This window comes from Methylobacterium radiodurans (assembly GCF_003173735.1).
In the GTDB taxonomy this organism is placed as follows: domain Bacteria; phylum Pseudomonadota; class Alphaproteobacteria; order Rhizobiales; family Beijerinckiaceae; genus Methylobacterium; species Methylobacterium radiodurans.
The window spans coordinates 3,573,204-3,593,733 of sequence record NZ_CP029551.1; the positions used below are offsets into that span (position 1 = coordinate 3,573,204).

General features: G+C 71.9%; 18 protein-coding genes and 1 pseudogene. 10 read left to right on the plus strand and 9 right to left on the minus strand.

Annotation, left to right across the window (positions count from 1 at the left end; genetic code table 11):
- The first annotated feature begins 101 nt into the window (after positions 1-101).
- Entirely contained in the window at positions 102-1,391 is a 1,290-nt protein-coding gene (locus tag DK427_RS16680; RefSeq protein WP_109952243.1) for an NAD(P)/FAD-dependent oxidoreductase, read from the plus strand.
- 764 nt (positions 1,392-2,155) lie between these two features.
- On the opposite strand, the gene DK427_RS16685 is transcribed toward DK427_RS16680, so the two are convergent.
- A complete protein-coding gene (locus DK427_RS16685) occupies positions 2,156-2,407 on the minus strand; it encodes a hypothetical protein (RefSeq protein WP_109952244.1) in 252 nt (83 codons plus the stop codon).
- A 387-nt stretch (positions 2,408-2,794) separates the two neighbouring features.
- Between DK427_RS16685 and DK427_RS16690 the strand changes: the two genes are divergently transcribed.
- Together DK427_RS16690 and DK427_RS16695 are read left to right on the plus strand one after the other, a co-directional pair.
- On the plus strand, positions 2,795-4,903 hold the full coding sequence (locus tag DK427_RS16690) for a methyl-accepting chemotaxis protein (RefSeq protein ID WP_245930599.1): 2,109 nt from the start codon (positions 2,795-2,797) through the stop codon (positions 4,901-4,903).
- A gap of 422 nt (positions 4,904-5,325) precedes the next feature.
- Entirely contained in the window at positions 5,326-5,718 is a 393-nt protein-coding gene (locus DK427_RS16695; RefSeq protein WP_109952245.1) for a hypothetical protein, read from the plus strand.
- Positions 5,719-5,802: 84 nt separating this feature from the next.
- Here the strand turns inward: DK427_RS16695 and nhaA are convergent, their stop codons facing one another.
- From nhaA to DK427_RS16710, 3 genes are all read right to left on the minus strand, one after another.
- Entirely contained in the window at positions 5,803-6,996 is a 1,194-nt protein-coding gene (gene nhaA, locus DK427_RS16700; RefSeq protein ID WP_109952246.1) for a Na+/H+ antiporter NhaA, read from the minus strand.
- A gap of 394 nt (positions 6,997-7,390) precedes the next feature.
- On the minus strand, positions 7,391-8,053 hold the full coding sequence (gene otnC, locus DK427_RS16705; protein ID WP_109952247.1) for a 3-oxo-tetronate 4-phosphate decarboxylase: 663 nt from the start codon (positions 8,051-8,053) through the stop codon (positions 7,391-7,393).
- Complete coding sequence (locus DK427_RS16710) at positions 8,050-9,060, minus strand: LacI family DNA-binding transcriptional regulator (protein WP_425452600.1); 1,011 nt, start codon at positions 9,058-9,060, stop codon at positions 8,050-8,052. Before DK427_RS16710 ends, otnC begins: the two co-directional genes overlap by 4 nt.
- Before the next feature lie 233 nt (positions 9,061-9,293).
- On the opposite strand from DK427_RS16710, the gene DK427_RS16715 reads away from it, so the two are divergent.
- The 6 genes from DK427_RS16715 (at position 9,294) to DK427_RS16740 (ending at position 16,058) form a co-directional block, all read left to right on the plus strand.
- Complete coding sequence (locus DK427_RS16715; protein ID WP_109952249.1) at positions 9,294-10,610, plus strand: MFS transporter; 1,317 nt, start codon at positions 9,294-9,296, stop codon at positions 10,608-10,610.
- Between the two features lie 241 nt (positions 10,611-10,851).
- A complete protein-coding gene (ltnD, locus tag DK427_RS16720) occupies positions 10,852-11,763 on the plus strand; it encodes an L-threonate dehydrogenase (RefSeq protein WP_109952250.1) in 912 nt (303 codons plus the stop codon).
- 8 nt (positions 11,764-11,771) lie between these two features.
- Positions 11,772-12,554, plus strand: a complete 783-nt coding sequence (gene otnI / locus DK427_RS16725; RefSeq protein ID WP_109952251.1) for a 2-oxo-tetronate isomerase — start codon at positions 11,772-11,774, stop codon at positions 12,552-12,554.
- On the plus strand, positions 12,551-13,816 hold the full coding sequence (gene otnK / locus DK427_RS16730) for a 3-oxo-tetronate kinase (RefSeq protein WP_109952252.1): 1,266 nt from the start codon (positions 12,551-12,553) through the stop codon (positions 13,814-13,816). The genes otnI and otnK overlap by 4 nt, the downstream gene beginning before the upstream one ends.
- A gap of 14 nt (positions 13,817-13,830) precedes the next feature.
- Complete coding sequence (denD, locus tag DK427_RS16735; protein WP_109952253.1) at positions 13,831-14,835, plus strand: D-erythronate dehydrogenase; 1,005 nt, start codon at positions 13,831-13,833, stop codon at positions 14,833-14,835.
- Positions 14,836-15,068: 233 nt separating this feature from the next.
- Positions 15,069-16,058 carry a catalase family peroxidase gene (locus tag DK427_RS16740; protein ID WP_109952254.1) on the plus strand — a complete coding sequence of 330 codons (990 nt, stop codon included), beginning with the start codon at positions 15,069-15,071 and terminating at the stop codon, positions 16,056-16,058.
- Between the two features lie 40 nt (positions 16,059-16,098).
- Here DK427_RS16740 and DK427_RS16745 read toward each other — a convergent pair whose 3' ends face one another.
- The gene (locus DK427_RS16745) at positions 16,099-16,362 is read right to left on the minus strand and encodes a hypothetical protein (protein WP_109952255.1); all 264 of its coding nucleotides are present in this window, start codon (positions 16,360-16,362) and stop codon (positions 16,099-16,101) included.
- A gap of 197 nt (positions 16,363-16,559) precedes the next feature.
- Between DK427_RS16745 and DK427_RS16750 the strand changes: the two genes are divergently transcribed.
- Positions 16,560-17,273: an HWE histidine kinase domain-containing protein gene (locus DK427_RS16750; RefSeq protein WP_109952256.1), complete on the plus strand. Its 714-nt coding sequence runs from the start codon at positions 16,560-16,562 to the stop codon at positions 17,271-17,273.
- A 6-nt stretch (positions 17,274-17,279) separates the two neighbouring features.
- On the opposite strand, the gene DK427_RS27125 is transcribed toward DK427_RS16750, so the two are convergent.
- From DK427_RS27125 to DK427_RS16765, 4 genes and pseudogenes are all read right to left on the minus strand, one after another.
- Positions 17,280-17,645 carry a response regulator gene (locus DK427_RS27125; RefSeq protein WP_109952257.1) on the minus strand — a complete coding sequence of 122 codons (366 nt, stop codon included), beginning with the start codon at positions 17,643-17,645 and terminating at the stop codon, positions 17,280-17,282.
- Positions 17,642-18,193 carry an HWE histidine kinase domain-containing protein gene (locus DK427_RS27130; protein ID WP_245931038.1) on the minus strand — a complete coding sequence of 184 codons (552 nt, stop codon included), beginning with the start codon at positions 18,191-18,193 and terminating at the stop codon, positions 17,642-17,644. Before DK427_RS27130 ends, DK427_RS27125 begins: the two co-directional genes overlap by 4 nt.
- A gap of 100 nt (positions 18,194-18,293) precedes the next feature.
- Positions 18,294-19,484 (minus strand): annotated as a pseudogene (locus DK427_RS27135) (PAS domain S-box protein); the annotation flags it as partial.
- Positions 19,485-19,559: 75 nt separating this feature from the next.
- The gene (locus tag DK427_RS16765) at positions 19,560-20,450 is read right to left on the minus strand and encodes a LysR family transcriptional regulator (protein ID WP_109952258.1); all 891 of its coding nucleotides are present in this window, start codon (positions 20,448-20,450) and stop codon (positions 19,560-19,562) included.
- Between the last annotated feature and the right edge of the window lie 80 nt (positions 20,451-20,530).

The window sequence follows — 20,530 nt, forward strand, 5'->3', positions numbered from 1 at the left end:
CCTCGTCAGTCCGGGCGAGGCGCCGGACCCGGAACGACCGACACGGGCTTTTCGCCTCCGTCCACCGGGATACATCGCATAGGAGCGGAGGTTCCCGCGACATGTCTGAGCAGCACCTGGCCACCGAGCCGCATGTCGTGATCGTTGGAGCCGGGTTCGGCGGACTCGCCGCCGCCAAAGCGCTGGCTGGATCGTCGGTGCAGGTCACCATAATCGACAGCAACAACTACCATCTCTTCGTGCCGCTGCTCTACCAAGTGGCGACCGCCGCGCTCTCGCCGGCCGACATTGCCGAGCCCATCCGCCACATCCTGGCGCCCTATCCGAACATCCGGGTGGTCATGGGCCGGGTGACTGGGGTCGATATCGGGGCCAAGCGCGTCCACTTGGCGGAGGGTGATGCCATCGCCTACGACCGCCTCATCATCGCCACTGGCTCGACCAGCAGCTATTTCGGTCACGACGACTGGGCGCCCCACGCGCCCGCGCTGAAGAGCATCGAGGAGGCCCGGGCGATCCGGACGCGTGTGCTCGAGGCCTTCGAACGAGCCGAGTGGACGCAGGATGCGGCCGAGCGGAGGCGTCAGATGACCATCGTCGTGGTGGGCGGTGGGCCGACCGGAGTGGAGATGGCGGGGTCGATCGCCGAGCTGGCGCGCCACGCCCTGGCGCGCGATTTCCGCCGGATCGACCCGGCCGCGGCGCGGGTGATCCTGGTGGAGGCGGGCCCGCGCCTGCTCACCGCCTTTCCCGAGGCGCTCGCCTCCTACGCGCAACGCTCTCTCGAACGCCTGGGGGTGACGGTCACGACCGGCGTTCCCGTGGAGGCCATCGACGGCCGCGGCGTAACGATGGGCGGACGCCTCGTCCAGGCTGCAACGGTGATCTGGGGTGCGGGCGTGCGTGCCTCACCCGCCGCCTCCTGGCTCGGGATCTCGACGGACCGCAGCGGCCGGATCCCAGTCGCCGCAGACCTCTCGGTCGCCGGCGTTCCCGATGTCTACGCTCTGGGCGATACGGCGCTGTGCCGGGACGCGTCGGGCCAGCCTCTCCCGGGTCTGGCACAGGTTGCCCAGCAACAGGGCACGCATCTCGGCCGCGCGCTCCGCGAGAACCTGACCAGCGGGACGGTGCTGCCGCCTTTCGTCTTCCGCAACCGGGGCAATGCCGCCATCGTCGGCCGCCACGCAGCGATCTTCGATTTCGGCCGCGGCCGGCGTCTCAAGGGATTTGTCGCCTGGCTGCTCTGGGCTGCGGTGCACGTCGTGCTGCTCGTGGACTTCGCCCAGCGTTCCCGCGTCACCCTGCAATGGCTCTGGCGCTACCTGACCTACCGACGTGGCGCCCGTCTCATCACAGCTCCGGCGCAGTCGACTTCTGTCCGAGGCTGACGATGAGCTGCGCCGGCTCGAACCGCCGTCTGACCCCAAGAAGACATCTGAGCCGGTGCGCGCGGAGGACCGTTCAGGCTGGGAGACGCGCATCCGAGCATGACGCTCCTCTGCACCGCTGAGCTGCCAGTTGTGAACGTTCGCCGCGGACCAAGACTTATGGACCTCGATCCGGGCAGCCCAAAATCTGACGCTTGGCTCGCTTGAAGGTCACGCCTCACAGGTTGGCTGGATGCGAGGCGGCGACGGCGACCTGGAGCGAGACTGGCGCGAGTGGCCTCCGGTCGGTGATCTCTCGTGGTTGTCGGGACTGCCCGCATCAGCGAGCCACCCCGAACGAGGAGCTTGCAGGGCCGCTGCTGGTGGGGCCGCGGTTCGGAGGCTGGTCGATGCTCGGCTGGCGCGTGCCGACGCTCATGTCCTGGGCTCCTGCACCGGTGCCGGTAGCCGTACCGCCGCGGGTTTGACCGCCCGGCGGCCGGTGGCCTGCTCCGGTACCGGCTTCCTGGGCGCCAGCAGAGCCGCTCGGGGGAGAGCCGCCGTTGACGCCCGAGCCTGCAGCGCTGGGGCCGCCAAGCCCAGTCGATCCACCGCTCCCGCTGCTGCCTGTAGGCGACGAACTGCCACCAATCTGCGCCGCCCCACCCCCGCTCCCACTGCCCGGCATTGACCCACCTGCGCCCTGGCTCAGCGCTGGGAGCGGCAGAGCCAGCACACCCACGGCTATCGACGTGTTGAGGAGACTGCGGACCATAACCAGCCAATCAGAGGGTGTGACCGATGTCCCTGCCTGCGGTAGTGCCTGGCGCACCCGGTCTGCAACCTTGATCGAGAAGCTCCGCCATTCGCGTCACATAGGCTCCTGCCATCACGCGCACTTGGCTGATCACCCGCAGGGTCGCATCGCAAGCGCCATGGGTTCGGGCCTGGACCTCAAGATCCAGGAGTGCCTTGAACCGCGCCTCGTCCGGTCGGAGGTGCAAATCCTCGAGATCCGTGGCGAGGATCTCGATCATCCTCCGGACGAAACGGCAATGCGACGATGGCACTCCAAGCTCCATCGCTGAGGGTATAGGGCGACCGAAAGTGAGGTGCCGCAACAAAGGTGAAGCCGCGCGCAGAATGTTCTGATTGTTGACACGACGGCACTGGTCCAACGGGTCGGGCTCACGGGCAAGCATCTTTCGCTGGGGCATGGCCGCCAAACCCGACGCCAGCCTGCGGGGTTCCGGCGCGATCTGCGCTTTGGGATCACGTCACGACGGCCGCAGGTCGGACGGTGGATCAGAGCCTGTCGGTACCGGCAGGCGCAGAAATCACCAATCCGTAAGCACTAGTTCAATATTCTCGCGCAGGTTGCAGTCGGCCGCGGTGACTGGGTATCGGGCCTTGCAGCGAGACACATGATGACCCTGGCGCGCTTCTCGCCGAAGATCGGCACGACCCTGCAGATCCTCTTCGGGTCCATGACCGCCCTTGTCGTGGTCGCCGTCGGTGCGCCGATCCACGGCGAGGTGCGGAAGCTTCGTGAGAGCGCGCGCGTCACGCAGGTTGCGGAGGCCGGGTACGAGGTCTTCGTGGCCCTTCAGAACACGCGCACCCAGCGCGGGCCGACGCGCGTCGCTTTGGAAGCGAGCCCCCCTGCCTCCGAAGCCTTCCAGGGCATGCTGGTCGCGGCGCGCGCGAAGGCCGATCCCGCCACCGCGCGGGTCATCGCACTCTGCCGGACGGTCGATTGTACGAGCGGCCGCGCCGAGATCGCCTCAGGCCTGCCCGGGAGCGCCGAACGCTTCGCCGCGCTTCAGAAGGAGGCCGACGCGGCTCTGAAGGTCCCGCTCGACCAGCGGCGGACGGGCCTGAGCGGCCAGTACGCCACGGCTGCCACCGAGGTCATCGACAGGCTGGAGAAGATGTCGGTCGCCCTCGGCGAGGCGATCCGCATGGCCGACACCACCACGGCGGAGCTGATGGCCATCAAGCAGGCCGCGTGGCTCGCACGCGACGGCCTCGGATTGGAGCGCACCCTTCTGGCCGAGGCGCGCAGCCGGGGCGAACTCACGCCTGAGCTCGACCGCAGGATGGCCGATCTGCGCGGCCGGGCGCTCGTGAACAGATCCGTGCTCGACGAGCTTCTCGCGCGGCCCGGCGCCCCGGCGGAGCTGGTGGCCCTGGCCGGCACCGCCAAGGACGTCAGTTTCGGAAGCTACGAGCGTGTCCGCAAGGCCGCCTACGAGGATGCGGCCGCCAAGCGCCCGCCGAGCGTGCCCAACGACGAGCTCGACCGCCTCGGCAATGCCGGGCTCGACGCGCTGACGGCCATCTCGAACGCCGCGATGCGGATGGCCCGGGAGCACGCGCAGGCGCGCAACGAGGCTGCCCTGAGCACGCTGATCGGCGAGGTCGGCCTGCTCGCCGTCGCTCTCGTCCTGGCCCTGGTCGGACTCGTCGTCGTGCGGTGGCGGGTGACGCGGCCGATCACGGAGATGACCCGTGTGATGGGCAGCTTGGCCGGTGGTGACCTCGCCGTGGACGTCGCCGGTGCCCAGCGCCGCGACGAGATCGGCGAGATGGCCAAGGCCGTGCAGGTCTTCAAGGACGATCTGATCCGCATGAGAGCCCTGGAGGCGGAGTCGGCGCTCGCCCGCGCCTCCGCGGAGGAGCAGCGCAGAGCCACCTTGCGCGACATGGCCGGCCGGCTCGAGCAAGCCGTGGGCGGCATCGTCGGCATGGTGTCGTCCTCGGCCACCGAGCTGCAGGCCACGGCGCAGCAGATGACCGCGACCGCTGCCCAGACCGCCTCGCAGTCCACCACCGTTGCGGCGGCCGCCGAGGAGGCGGCCAGCAACGTCAACACGGTGGCCGCAGCCGCCGAGGAACTCGGCGCCTCGGTGCAGGAGATCAGCCGTCAGGTCGACGGCTCGGCCAGCCTCGCGCGGGTCGCCGTCTCGGAGGCCGATCAATCGGCCGCCCTGGTGCAGGAACTCAGCGGCGCGACCGCGCGCATCGGCGACGTCGTGACCCTCATCGCGCAGATTGCCAGCCAGACGAACCTGCTGGCGCTCAACGCCACGATCGAGGCGGCGCGCGCCGGCGAGGCCGGGCGCGGCTTCGCCGTGGTGGCCAGCGAGGTGAAGGAGTTGGCCAGCCAGACCGGCAGGGCGACCGAGGAGATCGGGCGGCAGATCGGACAGATCCAGGGCTCGACCGCGCGGGCCGTGCAGGCGATCGGCGGCATCTCCGCGCGGATCCGCGAGATCGCCGGTGTCGCGAACTCGATCGCCGCGGCGGTGGAGGAGCAGGGCGCGGCGACCCAGGAGATCGTGCGCAACGTCGCGCAGGCGGCGACCGGCACCGGGGAGGTGACGAGCAACATCGCCGGTGTGGCGCACGCCGTCGAGGAGACGGGCGCTGCCGCGAGCCAAGTGCTCGGCGCGGCCGGTGCGCTGTCGCGGCAGTCGGAGCAGCTCAGCGCCGAGGTCGGCCGCTTCCTCGCGACGGTGCGCGCGGCCTGAGGATCAGGCAAGTCGATCCCACTGCAGCAGGAGGGACCGCTTGCCGACAGGATGCGGACCTTTGTTCCCGCTCGCGCGAAGGTCCGCAGGTGGCGCAACGGAGACCTACAAGCTGGGCGGCTGCAGCGTCCGCTTCGGAGAAGCCACGAAAGGAAGCTAAGCGGCCGAGAAGAACGACAAGCAGGGATTGCACACTGGTCCATATTTATAGCAGAATTTCAACGACATAGGTGTTCGCGCTTTTGTTCCGGCCGGCGCGCCAGCAAAACCAAAGCCTTACAGGCGTTTTGCCGGCGCGAAGACCTGATAGATCCACTTTTGACCCAAAACACGTTTCGGGTATTTCTGGCTGTGGCTGGAGCCCCTGAGGCTTGTGCGACCCGCCCGATTTGTCACCCTCCATCCGAGTGAGAGGTCGTCCGATGCGGGTTCTGCTGGTGGGCTACGAGCCGGAGGTTGTCGACTTTTCGGACCCGGCGCTCCCGCCCGGACTCGACGCCGAGAAGATCCATCATGGGATCCGGGTGGCCTTGGAGAGCATGCGCGACCGCGGCTGGACGGCCGAGTCCTGCCTCATCCGGCCCGACGATCAAGCCGGCCCGGCCGTGAGGGAAAAGCTCGCCGCCGCCGCGTACGACTGCCTCGTGATCGGCGCGGGCATCCGCTCCTGGGCGCGCCACTTGGCAGTCTTCGAGGCCGTCCTCAACGCCGCCCGAGAGGCTGCGCCGTCAACCGCCATCGCCTTCAACACGCGCCCGCAGGACAGTGCGGAGGCGGTCGAGCGCGTGTGCCCCAAGGCCCCCATCAAAGGCTGATCGGGCGGCAAACCATAGAGCCCGAACTCGACGCGTTCGGCGCAGGCGGGAAAAGCACCTCTTCGGGTTGCACGGCCCGACGGCTCAGAGGCGCGCATCCGCGCGCGGCGCGAGCCTCAGAACCAGGGCCCCGGCCGCCATGCAGAGCAGCGAGCCGGCCAGCACACCGATCTTGGTCTCCGCTTCCAGATCGGGGCTGTCGGCGAAGGCGAGCAGGCCGATGAAGAGGCTCATGGTGAACCCGACACCGCACAGCAGCGCCACCCCGTAGACCTGCAGCCAGGTCGCGTGCGCCGGGCGCTGCGCCCAGCCCAGCTTGACGACCACCAGCACGAAGCCGAACACCCCGAGCTGCTTGCCGAGGAACAGGCCCAGCGCCACCCCGAGTGTCACCGGATCGAGCAGCATGCCCGGCGCGAACCCGGCCAGCGACACGCCCGCGTTGGCGAAGCCGAAGATCGGCAGGATCAGGAACGCCGACCAGGGATGGATGGCGTGTTCGAGGATGTGCAGCGGCGAGGTCGGATCGTCCGGCCGGCCGACGCTGAGGCGGAGCGGGATTGTCAGGGCGAGCAGCACGCCCGCGATCGTCGCGTGGACGCCCGACTTGAGCACGAACACCCACAGCACCGCGCCGAGCAGCAGGTAGGGCGAGAGCCGCGCCACTCCAGCCTTGTTCAGGCCGTAGAGGATTGCGAGCGTCACGGCCGCGCCGCCGAGCATCGGCAGCGACAGGTCGGCGGTGTAGAAGGCCGCGATGATGACCACCGCGCCGAGGTCGTCGATGATGGCGAGCGCGGTGAGGAACACCTTGAGCGAGACCGGCACGCGCGAGCCCAGCAGGGCCAGCACGCCGAGCGCGAAGGCGATGTCGGTGGCGGCCGGGATGGCCCAGCCGCGCAGCGTCTCCGGCGAGTGGCGGTTGACCGCAGCGTAGACCAGCGCCGGCATCAGCATGCCCCCGAGGGCCGCCACGCCGGGCAGGATGCGGTCCGGCCACGTGCGCAGACGCCCGTCCAGCAACTCCCGCTTGATCTCCAGGCCGACCAGCAGGAAGAACACCGCCATCAGCGCATCGTTGATCCAGTGCAGAACCGAGAGCGGGCCGAGATAGGCTTTCAGGACCGCGAAGTACCCGTCCGCCAGGGGCGAGTTGGCGACGACCAGCGCCAGCGCGGCGCTGGCCATCAGCACGAGGCCGCCGCTCGCCTCGTTGTGGAGCATGCTGCGCAGGGCGGAGAGCGGGCGGCGGATCGGCACGGGCGCCTGGACATTCATGTCGTCATCTGACCGGTTCGCGGAGGATGGTGCGGCGGCTGTCCGCCGAAGGACCGGCGCCGCTCATCGCGGCAGCCGCGCTCGTCGGCCGCACCCACGATGATGCCGAGCCTCACGAGGCAGGCCAGTCCTGGAAGGGCGGCGCGCACGAGGTCGGCGTTCGGACATCCGGTCGGCCGTCGCGGCCGGCAACCGGCGGCCCGACGCGGCGATGCTTCCTCGGATGGAACACGGGCACAGGTCTCCCCCGCTGGCGGCCCGACCAGCGGCAACGACCTGCAGGCCCCACCCCGGGGCCGCACACCTTGGACGCCCATATCACATCGATGGATGCGCGGCGCAACCGGCGGCGGCCCCTTGCCGGAGGGCAGGGCGCCCACGCGCCCGGAGCCTCTCAGTCGCGATGGTCGGGCAGCGTCAGGCCGAAATGCGCGACGAGGTCATCCACCTGGGCCGGGGAGAGGGCGCGGGGATTGAGGTTGCGCAGGAGGAGATAGAGCCGGGCCGTCTCCTCCAACTCCTCGGTGGCGAAGACCGCCCCCTCCAGGCTCTCGCCCGCCACCACCGGCCCGTGGTTGGCGAGCAGCACCGCGCTGTAGCGGCCGGCCAGCCCCCGGATCGCGTCAGCGACCGCCGGGTCGCCGGGCCGGAAATACGGCACCAGCGCCGTGCCGCCGGTGCGCATCAGGTAATAGGGCGTCAGCGGCGGCAGCACGGCCTTCGGGTCGATCTCGGGCAGCATCGAGACCGCGACCGCGTGGGTCGAGTGCAGGTGCACGATGGCCCGCGCTTCCCGGCGGCTCTGGTAGAGCGCGGTGTGGAGCGGGATCTCCTTGGTGGGCTTGTCGCCCGAGACGAGATTGCCCTGGGCGTCGAGCCTGGAGATCCGGGCCGGGTCGAGGAAGCCGAGCGAGGCGTTCGTCGGCGAGACCAGCCAGCCGCCGTCGTCGAGGCGCACCGAGATGTTGCCCGAGGAGCCCGGCGTCAGGCCGCGCTCGAACAGCGAGCGGCCGTAGCGGCAGATCTCCTCGCGGAGCCGGCTCTCGGATGCGCTCATGCGGTGGCTCCCTCGCTCAGTTCAAAGCCGAGATCGATCGTCCCGGGTGGGCCGCCCGCGCGCAAGTGCTCGGCCGCCGCGCGGCCGATGGCGAGGCGGGGCGTGCGCATGGTCGAGAGCGGCTGCGGCATCGCCGCGGTGATGTCGAGGGCGTGGCAGCCGAACAGGGCCACGCGCTCCGGCACGGCCCAGCCGCGGCCGAGGCAGGCGAAGTAGCCGCCGAGCGCCATGTCGTCGTTCGAGAAGTAGACCGCGTCGGTGTTCGGCACGCGCGCCATCAGCGCCTCCAGGGCGGCCCGGCCGGCCGCCGCCGAGGAGCGGTCGGACACCAGTTCGCGGGCGTGCAGGGCGAGGCCCGACTCGATGAGCCCCGCCTCGAAGCCGGCGAGCCGCTTGGCCGCCCGCAGGTCCCGGCCGAGATCGTGGCCCACATAGGCGATGCGCCGGTAGCCCCGACCGACGAGGTGGCGGGCGCTGGCATGCCCCACCGCCCAGTTCGAGAAGCCCACCACGATGTCGAGGCCCGGGCCGTCCGTGTCGATCATCTCGACGATCCGGATGCCGGCAGCCCGCAGCCGCGTCACCGTGAGTTCCGTGTGCTCCAGCCCCGTCAGCACCAGGGCGGCGGGGCGCCAGGACAGGAGCCCGGCGACCAGCGCCTCCTCGCGCTCCGGGTCGTAGTCGCTCACCCCGACCACGCTCTGGAAGCCGGCGCCGTCCAGCGCCCCGGTGAGGCCGCGCAGCAGGTCAGGGAACACGATGTTGGCGAGCGAGGGGATCACCACGCCGACGAGCTGCGAGCCCGCCGAATCGGCGTTGCCGGCGAGCGACCCGGCGAGCCGGTTCGGCACGTAGCCGAGCCGGGCGGCCACCTCCAGCACGCGCTCGCCCGCCCGCTTCGAGAACGAGCCTTGGCCGCGCAGCACGCGCGAGACCGTGCTCTCGCCGACGCCCGCCTCCCGGGCGACGTCGGCGATGGTCACGAGACGCCCCGGTGTCTGGTGGATGGTCACGCCTTGCCCCTCCGGCACCCGTCCGGCACGGCTCCGACATAACAAGCGGCCCGGTCCGTCACAACAGAATTGGCAGCGCTCCCAAAAATTGTTGGCAGCGCTGCCAATCCGATATACCTCTGGATCCGAGCACCGCCGTCAGAGCGGTCGCCACGATCGCCCCGCGCCATGGGGCCACTCCGAGCCTCGGGGCCACCCCGAGCATCGGGGCAGACAGGGAGAACGCCATGACCGTGCAGGCCGCAACGGTGCCGGGGGCCGCAAGCCCGCCACAGGATTTCGTCGAGCAGACCTACACGAAGGTGTTCTGGCGCCTCGTGCCGTTCCTGATGCTCTGCTACGTGATCGCCTACCTGGACCGGGTGAATGTCGGCTTCGCCAAGCTGCAGATGTCGCAGGAGCTGCAGTTCAGCGAGACGGTCTACGGGCTGGGCGCCGGCCTGTTCTTCATCGGTTATTTCCTGTTCGAGGTGCCCTCGAACGTGATCCTGCACCGGGTCGGCGCCCGGGTCTGGATCGCCCGGATCATGATCACCTGGGGTGTGATCTCCGGCGCCTTCATGTTCGTGAACTCGGCGACCTCGTTCTACATCATGCGCTTCCTGCTGGGGCTCGCCGAGGCCGGCTTCTACCCGGGCGTGATCCTCTACGTGACCTCGTGGTTCCCCGCGCACCGCCGCGCCCGGGTGATCGCGGTGTTCATGTCGGCGATCCCGGTGTCGGGCATCTTCGGCAACCCGCTCTCGGGCTGGATCATGGACGCCTTCAACGGCGCCTACGGCCTCTCGGGCTGGCAGTGGATGTTCCTGATCGAGGCGATCCCGGCCATCCTCGTGGGCGCAGCCGTGTTCCTCTACCTCGACAACAAGCCGTCGGACGCAGCTTGGCTGACGGAGGCCGAGAAGGCCGTGATCGAGCGCGACATCGCGGCCGAGAGGCAGGGCAAGACCGAGAGCCCGCACTCGATCGCCACCGTGTTCAGCAACGGCCGGATCTGGTTCATGAGCCTGATCTACTTCGCCTTCGTGACGGGCCAGTACGGCCTGACCTTCTGGATGCCGACGATCGTCAAGGCGTCCGGAATCCAGGGCAACCTCAACATCGGTCTGGTGAGCGCGATCCCGTTCCTGTTCGCGGTCTTCGTGATGATCCTGCTCGGCCGCAGCGCCGACCGGATGCGCGAGCGCCGCTGGCACCTGATCGTGCCGGCGCTTCTCGGCTCCATCGGCTTCATCGTGGCGGCCAGCACCGGCAACACCGTGATCGCGATCGCGGCGCTCTCGGTGGCGGCGGGCGGCGTGCTCACCTGCGCACCTCTGTTCTGGTCGCTGCCGACCGCGTTCCTCGCCGGCACGGGTGCGGCGGCCGGCATCGCGCTGATCAACTCGGTCGGCAACCTCGCGGGCTTCGCGGCACCCTTCGTGATCGGGGCGGTGCGCGACTCCACCGGCAGCACGGCCGGCGGCATGTACGCGCTCGCCGCGATGCTGGTGATCGGCGCGGTCTGCGTATTCGCGACGCCGAAGCGGCTGGTGAACCGGTAGCACGCGCGATCTCCCTCCCCCCTCTGCGGGGGAGGGTGGCCCCTGCGTCAGCAGGGGTCGGGAGAGGGGAGCCCGGGTTCAGGCTGAGGCGCGGCCTTCATGCAGGGCTGAGCCAGATTTTGCACCGTCGCTCCCCTCTCCCGACCCGGCCTGACGGCCGGCCCACCCTCCCCCGCAGAGGGGGGAGGGAAGAGGCGGCGGCCTTACCGCCCCGATCCCGAACAACCCAGGATCCCACACCATGAGCACCACTCAGACAGGCCGCGTCGCGGTGATCGGCCTCGGCTCGATGGGCGCCGGCATGGCGGCCTCGCTCCTGCGGGCGGGCTTTTCCGTCGCCGCCTGCGACGTGAACCCCGACGCGGTCGCCCGCTTCGAGGCGGCGGGCGGGCGCGGCGCCGCGAGCCCCGCGCAGGCGGCCGAAGGGGCGGATGTGGTGGTCTGCGTCGTGGTCAACGCCGCCCAGACCGAGGCCGTGCTGTTCGGATCCGAGGGAGCCGCCGAGACGATGCGGCCGGGCGCCGTCTTCGTCTCATCGGCCACCATGGACCCGGCGATCGCCCGCGCGCTCGCGGCGCGGCTCGAGGAGACCGGCCGGCACTACCTCGACGCGCCGATGAGCGGCGGCGCGGCCCGCGCGGCGGAGGGCGCCCTGACCTTCCTGGCCTCGGGCTCGGCCCAAGCCTTCGCGGCGGCCCGGCCCGCGCTCGACGCCATGGCGGGCCGGCTCTACGAGCTCGGCGACGCGGCCGGCCAGGGCGCGGCCTTCAAGATGATCAACCAGCTGCTCGCGGGCGTGCACATCGCCGCCGCCAGCGAGGCGATGAGCTTCGCCGCCAAGCAAGGTCTCGACCTCGCCCGGGTCTACGAGGTGATCACGGCCTCGGCCGGCAATTCCTGGATGTTCGAGAACCGGATGCCGCACGTGGTCGCGGGCGATTACAGCCCGAAGAGCGCGGTCGACATCTTCGTGAAGGATCTCGGCATCGTGCAGGACATGGCCCGGGCCGAGCGCTACCCCGTGCCGGTGGCGGCCGCCGCCCTCCAGATGTTCCTGGCGGCGTCGGGCGCCGGCATGGGCCGGGACGACGACGCCTCGGTGGCGCGAATCTACGCCCAGCTCTCGGGCGCGACCCTGCCCACGAAGGCCTGAGAGGAGCCATGCCGCGCTTTGCCGCCAACCTCACCCTGATGTTCAACGAGCACGCCTTCCTCGACCGCTTCGCCGCGGCCGCGGATGCGGGCTTCGACGCGGTCGAGTTCCTGTTCCCGTACGAGCATCCGCCGGAGGCGATCGCGGAGCGGCTCGCCCGCCACGGCCTGACCCAGGCCCTGTTCAACCTGCCGCCGGGCGACTTCGCGGCGGGCGAGCGGGGCATCGCGGCTCTCCCTGAGCGCTTCGACGAGCTGACGGCGGGCGTCGAGACGGCGCTCCGCTACGCCGAGGCCACGGGCGTCGCCCGCCTGCACCTGATGGCGGGCCTCGCCGATCCCCGCGACCCGCGGGCGCAGGACGCCTACCGCCGCGCCGTGACCTGGACGGCTGAGCGGCTCGCCGAGCGGGGCCTCGACCTCGTGCTGGAGCCGATCAACGCCCGCAACATGCCGGGCTACTTCCTCGACGACTTCGGCGCCGCCGCCGCGCTGATCCGCGAGCTGGCGCTGCCGAACCTGAGGCTCCAGTTCGACCTCTATCACTGCCAGATCATCCACGGGGACGTGACCATGCGGCTGCGCGCGCTGATGCCGCTGATCGGCCATGTCCAGACCGCGAGCGTGCCCGACCGGCACGAGCCCGGCAGCGGCGAGATGAACGACGCCCACCTCTTCGCCGAGCTCGACCGCCTCGGCTACGCCGGCTTCGTCGGCTGCGAGTACATCCCGGCAGCGGGCACCGTCGAAGGGCTCGGCTGGTTCCAATCCTACCGGGGAGCTGCCCGATGACCCTCGCCCTCGGCTGCGTGGCGGACGACTACACGGGCGCCTCGGACCTTGCCAACACCCTGACCAAGGCGGGCTTGCGCACCGTCCAGACCATCGGCATCCCGGCGGACGACCTCGCGCTGGGCGCGGTCGACGCCGTCGTCGTCGCCCTGAAGAGCCGCTCGATCGAGCCCGAGCGCGCGGTCGCCCTGTCGCGGGCCGCCGACGCGTGGCTGCGCGGGCGCGGCGCCGGCCACGTGATGTTCAAGATCTGCTCGACCTTCGACTCGACCGACCGGGGCAATATCGGCCCCGTCCTCGACGCGCTGCGGGCGGATGCCGGCGAGGCGATCGCCCTCGTCACGCCGGCCTTTCCGGAGACGGGGCGCAGCGTCTACCAGGGCCACCTCTTCGTGGGCGCCGTGCCCCTCGACGAGAGCCCGCTGAAGGACCACCCGCTGAACCCGATGCGGGACGCGAACCTCGTCCGGGTGCTGGCCCGCCAGAGCGCCGCCCCGGTGGGACTCGTGGACGTGGCGACCGTGGCGCGGGGTGAGGCGGCCGTGCGCGCCCGCCTCGACGCGCTGGCAGCGGAGGGGGCTGGCGCGGCCGTCGCCGACGCGATCTTCGAGACCGATCTCGAGACTCTCGGGCGCGCCGCGCTCGCGCACCGGGTCTCCTGCGGTGCCTCCGGCCTCGGCCTCGGCCTCGCCCGGGCACTGGCCCGGGCCGGTGCGCCGGATCCCGCCGCCGAGGTGCTGGCCGAGCCGGTCGGCGGGCTCGCCGCCTGCCTCGCGGGCAGCTGCTCGCGGGCGACGCTCGAGCAGATCGCGGCGGCGGAGGACCGGATGCCGGTGCTGCGCCTCGATCCCGAGCGCCTGCTCGCGGGCCCGGACGGCGTCGCCGAAGCCGTCGCCTGGGCGGGCGAGCGCGTCGGTGAGGGCCCGGTGCTGATCGCCAGCAGCGCCGACCCCGAGGCGGTCCGCGCCCTCCAGGCCCGCCACGGCGTCGAGGCCGCCGGCCACGCCATCGAGGGAGCGCTGGCCCGGCTCGCCGCGGCCTTGGTCGAGCGCGGCGTGCGCCGCCTCGTGGTGGCGGGCGGCGAGACCTCCGGTGCGGTGGTCGATCATCTGGGCCTGAAGGCCTTCCGGGTCGGGCCGGAGATCGCGGCGGGCGTGCCCGTGCTGCGCACGGTCGCGGGCACGCCGATGCTGCTCGCCCTCAAATCCGGCAATTTCGGCGGGCGCGACTTCTTCGCCCGCGCCCTCGACCTGATGCGCTGAGCGGAGACACGTCCATGCACGCCCTGATCCTCGGCGCCGCCGGCATGATCGGCCGGCGCCTCACCGCGGCCCTGGTCGCGGCCGGCCGCGTCGGCAACGACCCGCTCACCGGCCTCACCCTGGTCGACGTGGTGCGACCCGAGACTCCCGCGGGCTTCGCGGGCCCGGTCCGGGTCGAGGCCGCCGACCTCTCGGCACCCGGCGCCGCCGCGGCGGCGCTCAAGGAGCGCCCCGGCATCGTCTTCCACCTCGCGGCGGTGGTCTCGGGTGAGGCGGAGGCCGACATGGACCTCGGCTACCGGGTCAACCTCGACGGCACCCGCCTGCTCTTCGAGGCGATCCGGCACCTGAGCGAGGCGGAGGGCTACAGGCCGCGGGTGGTGTTCACCTCCTCGCTCGCGGTTTTCGGCCAGCCGCTGCCGCCGGTGATCGGCGACGACTTCATCCCGGCGCCCGCCTCCTCGTACGGCACGCAGAAGGCGATGGGCGAGTTGCTGCTCGCCGATTACAGCCGCCGCGGCTTCCTCGACGGGATCGGCCTGCGCCTGCCCACCATCTGCGTGCGGCCGGGCAAGCCCAACAAGGCGGCCTCCGGCTTCTTCTCCGGCATCATCCGCGAGCCGCTGGCCGGCCTTCCCGCCGTGCTGCCGGTGCCCGACACCGTGCGCCACTGGTTCGCGAGCCCCGGCGCCGCGACCGGCTTCCTGCTGCACGCGGCCGGGCTCGACCTCGCGGGCCTCGGCACCCGGCGGACGCTGACCATGCCGGGCGTCTCCGCGACGGTGGCCGAGGAGATCGAGGCCCTGCGCCGCGTGGCGGGCGAGGCCGCGGTCGGCCTGATCCGGCGCGAGCCGGACCCGGCCGTGATGCGCATCATCGAGACCTGGCCGGAGGCCTTCGACACCCGGGCGGCGCTGGCGCTCGGCTTCGCGGCGGACGCCTCCTTCGACGCGATCGTGGCCCAACACGTCGCAGAATCCGGCGCGGCCGGGATGCCCTCGCCCCGCGGCACGGCTTGAGTGCCCATCCGGCCCCGGCCCATCGATGGATCGGGCGGAGAGGCGGGGACTGCTGCGCAGGGGGAGGGCAGGTCGATCCCAGGACAGGTCGATCCCGATGAATTGATGCCCGCGAGCGCTGTAGGCCGGCGACACGCCGAGCATCCTGAGTTGTGCGCGGTCCCCGACGCCACTTAAGAACGGTCCCGCACGCGAGCCGGTCGGCCGGCCGCCGACGCCGTCAGGGACCCTCCATGCGACAACTCAGGATTGCACGCGCTCTTGCCACAGGCGTCGCGCTCGCACTCGCGGCGGGAGCCGCGTCCGCTCAGGAGGCCTCGACCGCCGAGCAGACGGTCGACGCGATGAACACGCTGTTCGGCAAGCATCCGGGCTTCCGGGCGAACCACGCCAAGGGCATCGTGGCCGAGGGCAGCTTCACGCCCTCGGCCGAGGCCGCCGGGATCAGCAAGGCCTCCCTGTTCCGGGGCCCGGCCGTGCCCGTGACGGTCCGGTTCTCGGACGCCACCGGCATTCCGACGATCCCGGATGGTTCGGCCAACGCGAACCCGCACGGGCTGGCGCTGAAGTTCAAGCTCGCCGACGGCGCCGAGATGGACGTCGTCGTCAACGCCCTCAAGTACTTCCCCGTCGCCACCGGCGAGGAGTTCCGCGACCTCCTGAAGGCGGTCGCCGCGAGCGGCCCGGACGCGCCCCGTCCGACGGCGCTCGAAACCTTCACCGCCGCCCACCCCGCCGCCGCCACGGCCGGCAAGACGGCCCCGACCCCGTCGAGCCTCGCCCGGCAGACCTACAACGGGGTGAACGCCTTCGTCTTCGTCGACAAGGACGGCAAGCGTCAGCCCTTCCGCTACCGCTTCGTCCCGGTCGAGGGCGAGGACATCCTGGCACCCGAGGAGGCCGCCAAGCGGGGACCGGACTACCTGATGCAGGAGATCGGCGCCCGCCTGGCGAAGCAGCCCGCCCGCTTCCGCGTCCTGGCCCAGCTCGCTCAGCCGGGCGACCCGACGAACGACGCCACCAAGCCCTGGCCCGATGACCGCCGCACGATCGACCTCGGCACCCTGACGATCGACAAGGCCGTGCCCGACAGCCGCGAGGCCGAGAAGGCGCTGCTGTTCATGCCGAACGCGCTCACGGACGGGATCGAGGTCTCGGACGACCCCCTGATCGACGCGCGCGTCCAGGCCTACGCGGTCTCGTTCGGTCGCCGCTCGCAGTAGGCCGGACCGCGGCGCCGGCCCATGGGCCCGGCGCCCGGCCTCAGCGCGCCGTGCCGGCGGCGGGCGCGGCGGACGAGCCGCCCCGCTCGGCGGCGGGCTTGTCGTCGGTGCGGCGGGCTCCACCGTCCCGGGTTGCCCCGGACCCGGTCAGCCCGCCCGCGCCCACGCTCTCGCCCGACGCGGCCGTGCCGCCCGCCTGGGCCGGCTTCGGGCCGCCGTCGGTCCGTTCCGCCGCCCCAGCCGCCCCGCCGGGGCCGGCGAGGAGGGTTGCCGCGAGCAGGATGGCGCGGATCTCTGCGTTCACGTGTCGTCTCCTCGGAGATCCCGCGGCCTGCGCGGATCGTCCTGTCGGTCAACCGGGGGCGTTCCGGAGCGTTCCCGCCTGACCCACCGCCCGGGAGGCTCCGCGGCGGGATCCGCGTGTGGCGAGGGCGTGTGGCGAGGGCCGGCGCTGAACCCCGCCCGGGCGCGAGGGTTGACCGGGGCAGGGGTGGATACCGCATGACGCAGGATGCCCAGGCCGACCGTATCGCCGCGCTCGGCGCCGAGCTCGCCGCGCTCAGGGCCGACAATGCGCGCCTGCGCCGGCTCCTCGACGCGCGCAGCGCCTCGGGCGAGCTCCGGCACCGCCAGCGCAACACCTTCGCGATGCTGCGCATGCTGATCCGCGCCTCCTCCGAGGCGGCCGGGGATCTGGAGGCCTACGTCTCGCACCTCGAGGACAGGCTCGACGCGGTCGCGCGCGTGCAGGCCGCGATCGACGTCTCGGGACATGTCGAGCTCGCGGACCTGATCGCGAGCGAGTTGCTGGCCTACACCGTGCGCGAGGGCGAGCAGGCGACGCTCGCGGGCCCGGCGGTCCGCCTGCAGCCGCAGGCCGCGCAGGTGCTGGCCCTGGCGGTGCATGAACTGGCCATCAACGCGATCGAGCACGGCTGCCTCGCGCGGCCCAGCGGCTGCCTGGACGTCCGCTGGAGCCACGACGCTGCCGGGGACGGCGCCCCGCTCACGTTCGTCTGGAAGGAGACGGGTGATCGCGGCCTCGCCGCGCCGGTCCGGCGCGGATTCGGCACGGAGGTGCTCACCGAGACGCTCGCCTACGAGCTGAAAGCCGTGGCCGCCCTGTCCTACGAGCCCGACGGGCTGCGCTGCACGATCCGCTTCCCGCTCCCGGAGCGGATAGGCTCGGTCCTGGCCGACGACGCGCCGGCCTGAGCGGCCTCAGCCGAACAGAGCCTCGGCGAGGCTGGCGAGATCGACCGGCTTGCTGCAGTGCCGGACCCCCGCGTAGCGGGCCGGAACCTCGACCGGGTCGTAGCCCGTCGCGAACACGAAGCGGACACCGCGCGCGGCCAGCGCGTCGGCCACGGGGAAGACCATCTCGCCCTGCAGGTTGATGTCGAGCACCGCCGCGTCGATGCGCGGAACCCTGTGGACCAGATCGAGCGCGTCCGGAACGTTGGAGGCCGGCCCGAGGGTGAGGGCGCCCTCCTGCTGAAGGCGGCGGCGCAGGTGCTTGACGATGAAGTAATCGTCCTCGACCAGCAGGACGGCGCGGCCCGCGAATGCGGCCAGGGCAGCAGTCACGGGCAGACCTCCTCGACGGCGCGTCTGTCGAGGGGCAGTTCGATCCGGCAACGCACGCCCCGCAGGTCCAGCTCGTAGCGCGTGCGCGCGCCCAGCGCAAAAGGGAGCGCCTCCTCGATCAGCTCGCGCCCGTAGCCGCGGCGGCCGGCCCGCCCGGCCTCCGCGCGGACCGGATCCGGCTCCGTCTCGACCCAGTCCATGACGAGCCAGCGCCGACCGTCGTCGGCCCCCTCGGCCGCGTCGATGCGGATGTGCCAGCCGACCGCGAGCGCGCCCCGCGCCGTCGCCAGCGCGCCGTACTTCCGGGCGTTGGTGGCCAGCTCGTGGATGGCGAGCGCCCGCAGCTCCATGCGCACCAGCGCCTCGATGGTGATGGGGGCCTCGGCCGAGCGCGACAGCAGCCCCTGCACGCGCGAGAGCGCGGCGAGGCGGTCCTCGAACTGTGCGGCGAAGGCCGCGCCGGGACCGGTCTGGGCGAGGGTCTCCTGCGCGATGCCGGTGACCACGGCGATCAGGTTGCGGGTGCGGTGCTGCAGCTCGGCGACCATCACCCGCTGCTGCTCCTGCAGGCTGCGCAGGTTGTCGATGTCCGTCGAGGTCCCGAGCCACTCCCGAATCGCGCCGTCCGCCTCCCGCACCGGAACGGCGCGGGCCTGGAACCAGCAGAAGCGCGCCTCGGCCGCGTTGCGCAGCCGGTACTCCACGTCGAGCACGCCGCGGCCGGCGGCCTCGGCCCAGGCCGCCCGCGCGGTCGCGGTCGTCCGGGTGGATCGGCCCCAGCCAGCCCAGGCCGCGGCTCTCCGCCTCGGCCTGCCCCGTATAGGCGGTCCATTGCGGGCTCGCCCAGGTCCACTGCCCCGCGCCCACGGCGCGCCAGACGAGCTGGGGGACGCCCTCGATCAGGGCGCGGTGGCGCGCCTCGCTCTCGCGCAGGGCCGCCTCGGTCCGCTTGCGCGCGGTGATGTCGAGGGCGGTGCCGATCACCCGGACGCAGCGCCCGCCCTCGAACAGGCCCCGGCCCTTGGCGGCGACCCAGCGCACCACCCCGTCCTCACGGCCCACCGTGCGGTACTCCACGTCGTAGACCGCCCGCCGCGCCGGATCGGCTGCCGCCGCGTAGGCCGCGCTCGTCGCCTCACGGTCCTCCGGGTGCAGTCCCGCGTAGTAGTCCGCCATCGAGACCGCAGCGTCAGGCGCGATGCCGAACATCGCCTTCACCCGCGCCGGCCAGAACAGCCGGTCGTTGACCACGTCCACGTCCCAGAGGCCGACCTCCGCCGCCTCCGTCGCCAGACGCAGCTGCTCCTCGCTCTCCCGCAGCCGCGCCTCGGCGGCCCGGCGCTCGCGCTCGGCCGCGACGCGCTCGGTGGTCTCCGCCAGGACGCAGAGCACGCCCGCCGCCCGGCCGCCCTCGTCGAGCACCGGCGCGTAGTCGAGGTCCAGCCAGACCTGCTCGGGACGCCCGTTCCGGAAGAGCGTGAGCTCCTGGTCCTTGTAGGAGAGCGTGCCGCCGGCCAGGCAGACCTTCATCACGTTGTCGTTGAACGCGGCGACCTCCGGCCAGCCCGCCCGGACCTCGGAGCCCAGGAGCCGGGGGTGACGGCCGGCCGCGAAGACCGAGTAGGCGTCGTTGTAGATCATGGTGCCGGCCTCGCCCCACAGCATGACCATGGGCACCGGCGAGCGCAGCAGGAGCGCGGTCGCCGTCCTGAGGCTCTGCGGCCACGCCTCGATCGAACCGAGCGGCGTGCCGGACCAGTCCCGCGACGCCATCAGCCGGCCGCAGGCGCCGCCGGCCAGCAGGCTGTCCACGAAGGCGCGCACCGGATCATCGACCATGCTCGGGCCCTCACGGCGAGGCTTTCCGATCCGCGAGGCGGGGAGGGGCCTTATAGTGCGCCCCGCGGGCGCCGGTCACGCCCGGTTGAGCCGGAGGACGAGCTGGTCGGCGAACTTGGCCGCGGCGACCGACAGCGAGCGCCCGCGCAGCTGCGCCAGGACCAGCGTCATCGGGGTGAGGTCGCGCGCGTCGATCGGTCGGCTGTGCAGGCGCGGATCCTTCGGGATGCCGCTGGGGATCTGCAGGCTGACCACGTCCTCCCGCAGGGTGAGGTTGCGCAGGAACTCGAGCGAGCCCGATTCGACCGCCGGCCGCAGCTCGACGCCGCGGCGCGCCAGGGCCTGCTCGATGTGGTGGCGGATGGCGAGCGAGTGGTCGGGCAGCGCCAGGGCGTGGGCGAGGCAGTCGCGCAGCCGCACCGGCCCCGTCTCGGCCGCGAGCGCGTGGCCCCGGCGCATCAATGCGCACAGGGTCTGGTGGCCGGAATAGAGGAGGTGCAGCTCCGCCGAGGGCGGCGGCTGCAGGATCAGGGCGAGGTCCGCCTCGAACGCCCCCAGGGCGGTCACCGCCTGCGCGTGGTCGCGGACCCGCACGGCGAAGCCGACCTGGGGAAACCGGGCGCGGTAGGCCTCGATCTCCTCCGGCACCACCTGCGTGACGAAGGCCTGACTGCAGGCCAGGGCCACGTGCCCCCGCCGCACCCCCGACAGGTCGGCGATCTGCGAGCGCACCCGGTCGAGATCCGCTATCTGGTCGCGGATGTGGCGGGCGAACAGCTCGCCGGCCGCGTTGAGCCGCATGCCCTGCGGCAGGCGCTCGAAGATCGGCGTGCCGAGCTCGTATTCGAGGTCCTGGATCTGCCGCGTCAGCGCCGACGGCGTCAGGTTCAGCCGCTCAGCCGCGCGCCGGATCGAGCCAGCGCGGGCGACCTCGGCGACATAGGTGACGGTGCGCAGGTGCCTCACGCGCGGCCCTCCGGCTGCCGTTGTCCAAAATGCAACGGCACGCTCGGAAAATAGCACTTCCTCGCAACAAGGGGCAGGCC

What these genes read in the sequence shown, in the direction of transcription:
- DK427_RS16680 (WP_109952243.1), top strand. Translation starts at nt 102, where the DNA reads ATGTCTGAGCAGCACCTGGCCACCGAGCCGCATGTCGTGATCGTTGGA.
- DK427_RS16685 (WP_109952244.1), bottom strand. Translation starts at nt 2,407, where the DNA reads ATGATCGAGATCCTCGCCACGGATCTCGAGGATTTGCACCTCCGACCG.
- DK427_RS16690 (WP_245930599.1), top strand. Translation starts at nt 2,795, where the DNA reads ATGATGACCCTGGCGCGCTTCTCGCCGAAGATCGGCACGACCCTGCAG.
- DK427_RS16695 (WP_109952245.1), top strand. Translation starts at nt 5,326, where the DNA reads ATGCGGGTTCTGCTGGTGGGCTACGAGCCGGAGGTTGTCGACTTTTCG.
- nhaA (WP_109952246.1), bottom strand. Translation starts at nt 6,996, where the DNA reads ATGAATGTCCAGGCGCCCGTGCCGATCCGCCGCCCGCTCTCCGCCCTG.
- otnC (WP_109952247.1), bottom strand. Translation starts at nt 8,053, where the DNA reads ATGAGCGCATCCGAGAGCCGGCTCCGCGAGGAGATCTGCCGCTACGGC.
- DK427_RS16715 (WP_109952249.1), top strand. Translation starts at nt 9,294, where the DNA reads ATGACCGTGCAGGCCGCAACGGTGCCGGGGGCCGCAAGCCCGCCACAG.
- ltnD (WP_109952250.1), top strand. Translation starts at nt 10,852, where the DNA reads ATGAGCACCACTCAGACAGGCCGCGTCGCGGTGATCGGCCTCGGCTCG.
- otnI (WP_109952251.1), top strand. Translation starts at nt 11,772, where the DNA reads ATGCCGCGCTTTGCCGCCAACCTCACCCTGATGTTCAACGAGCACGCC.
- otnK (WP_109952252.1), top strand. Translation starts at nt 12,551, where the DNA reads ATGACCCTCGCCCTCGGCTGCGTGGCGGACGACTACACGGGCGCCTCG.
- denD (WP_109952253.1), top strand. Translation starts at nt 13,831, where the DNA reads ATGCACGCCCTGATCCTCGGCGCCGCCGGCATGATCGGCCGGCGCCTC.
- DK427_RS16740 (WP_109952254.1), top strand. Translation starts at nt 15,069, where the DNA reads ATGCGACAACTCAGGATTGCACGCGCTCTTGCCACAGGCGTCGCGCTC.
- DK427_RS16750 (WP_109952256.1), top strand. Translation starts at nt 16,560, where the DNA reads ATGACGCAGGATGCCCAGGCCGACCGTATCGCCGCGCTCGGCGCCGAG.
- DK427_RS27130 (WP_245931038.1), bottom strand. Translation starts at nt 18,193, where the DNA reads ATGGTCGCCGAGCTGCAGCACCGCACCCGCAACCTGATCGCCGTGGTC.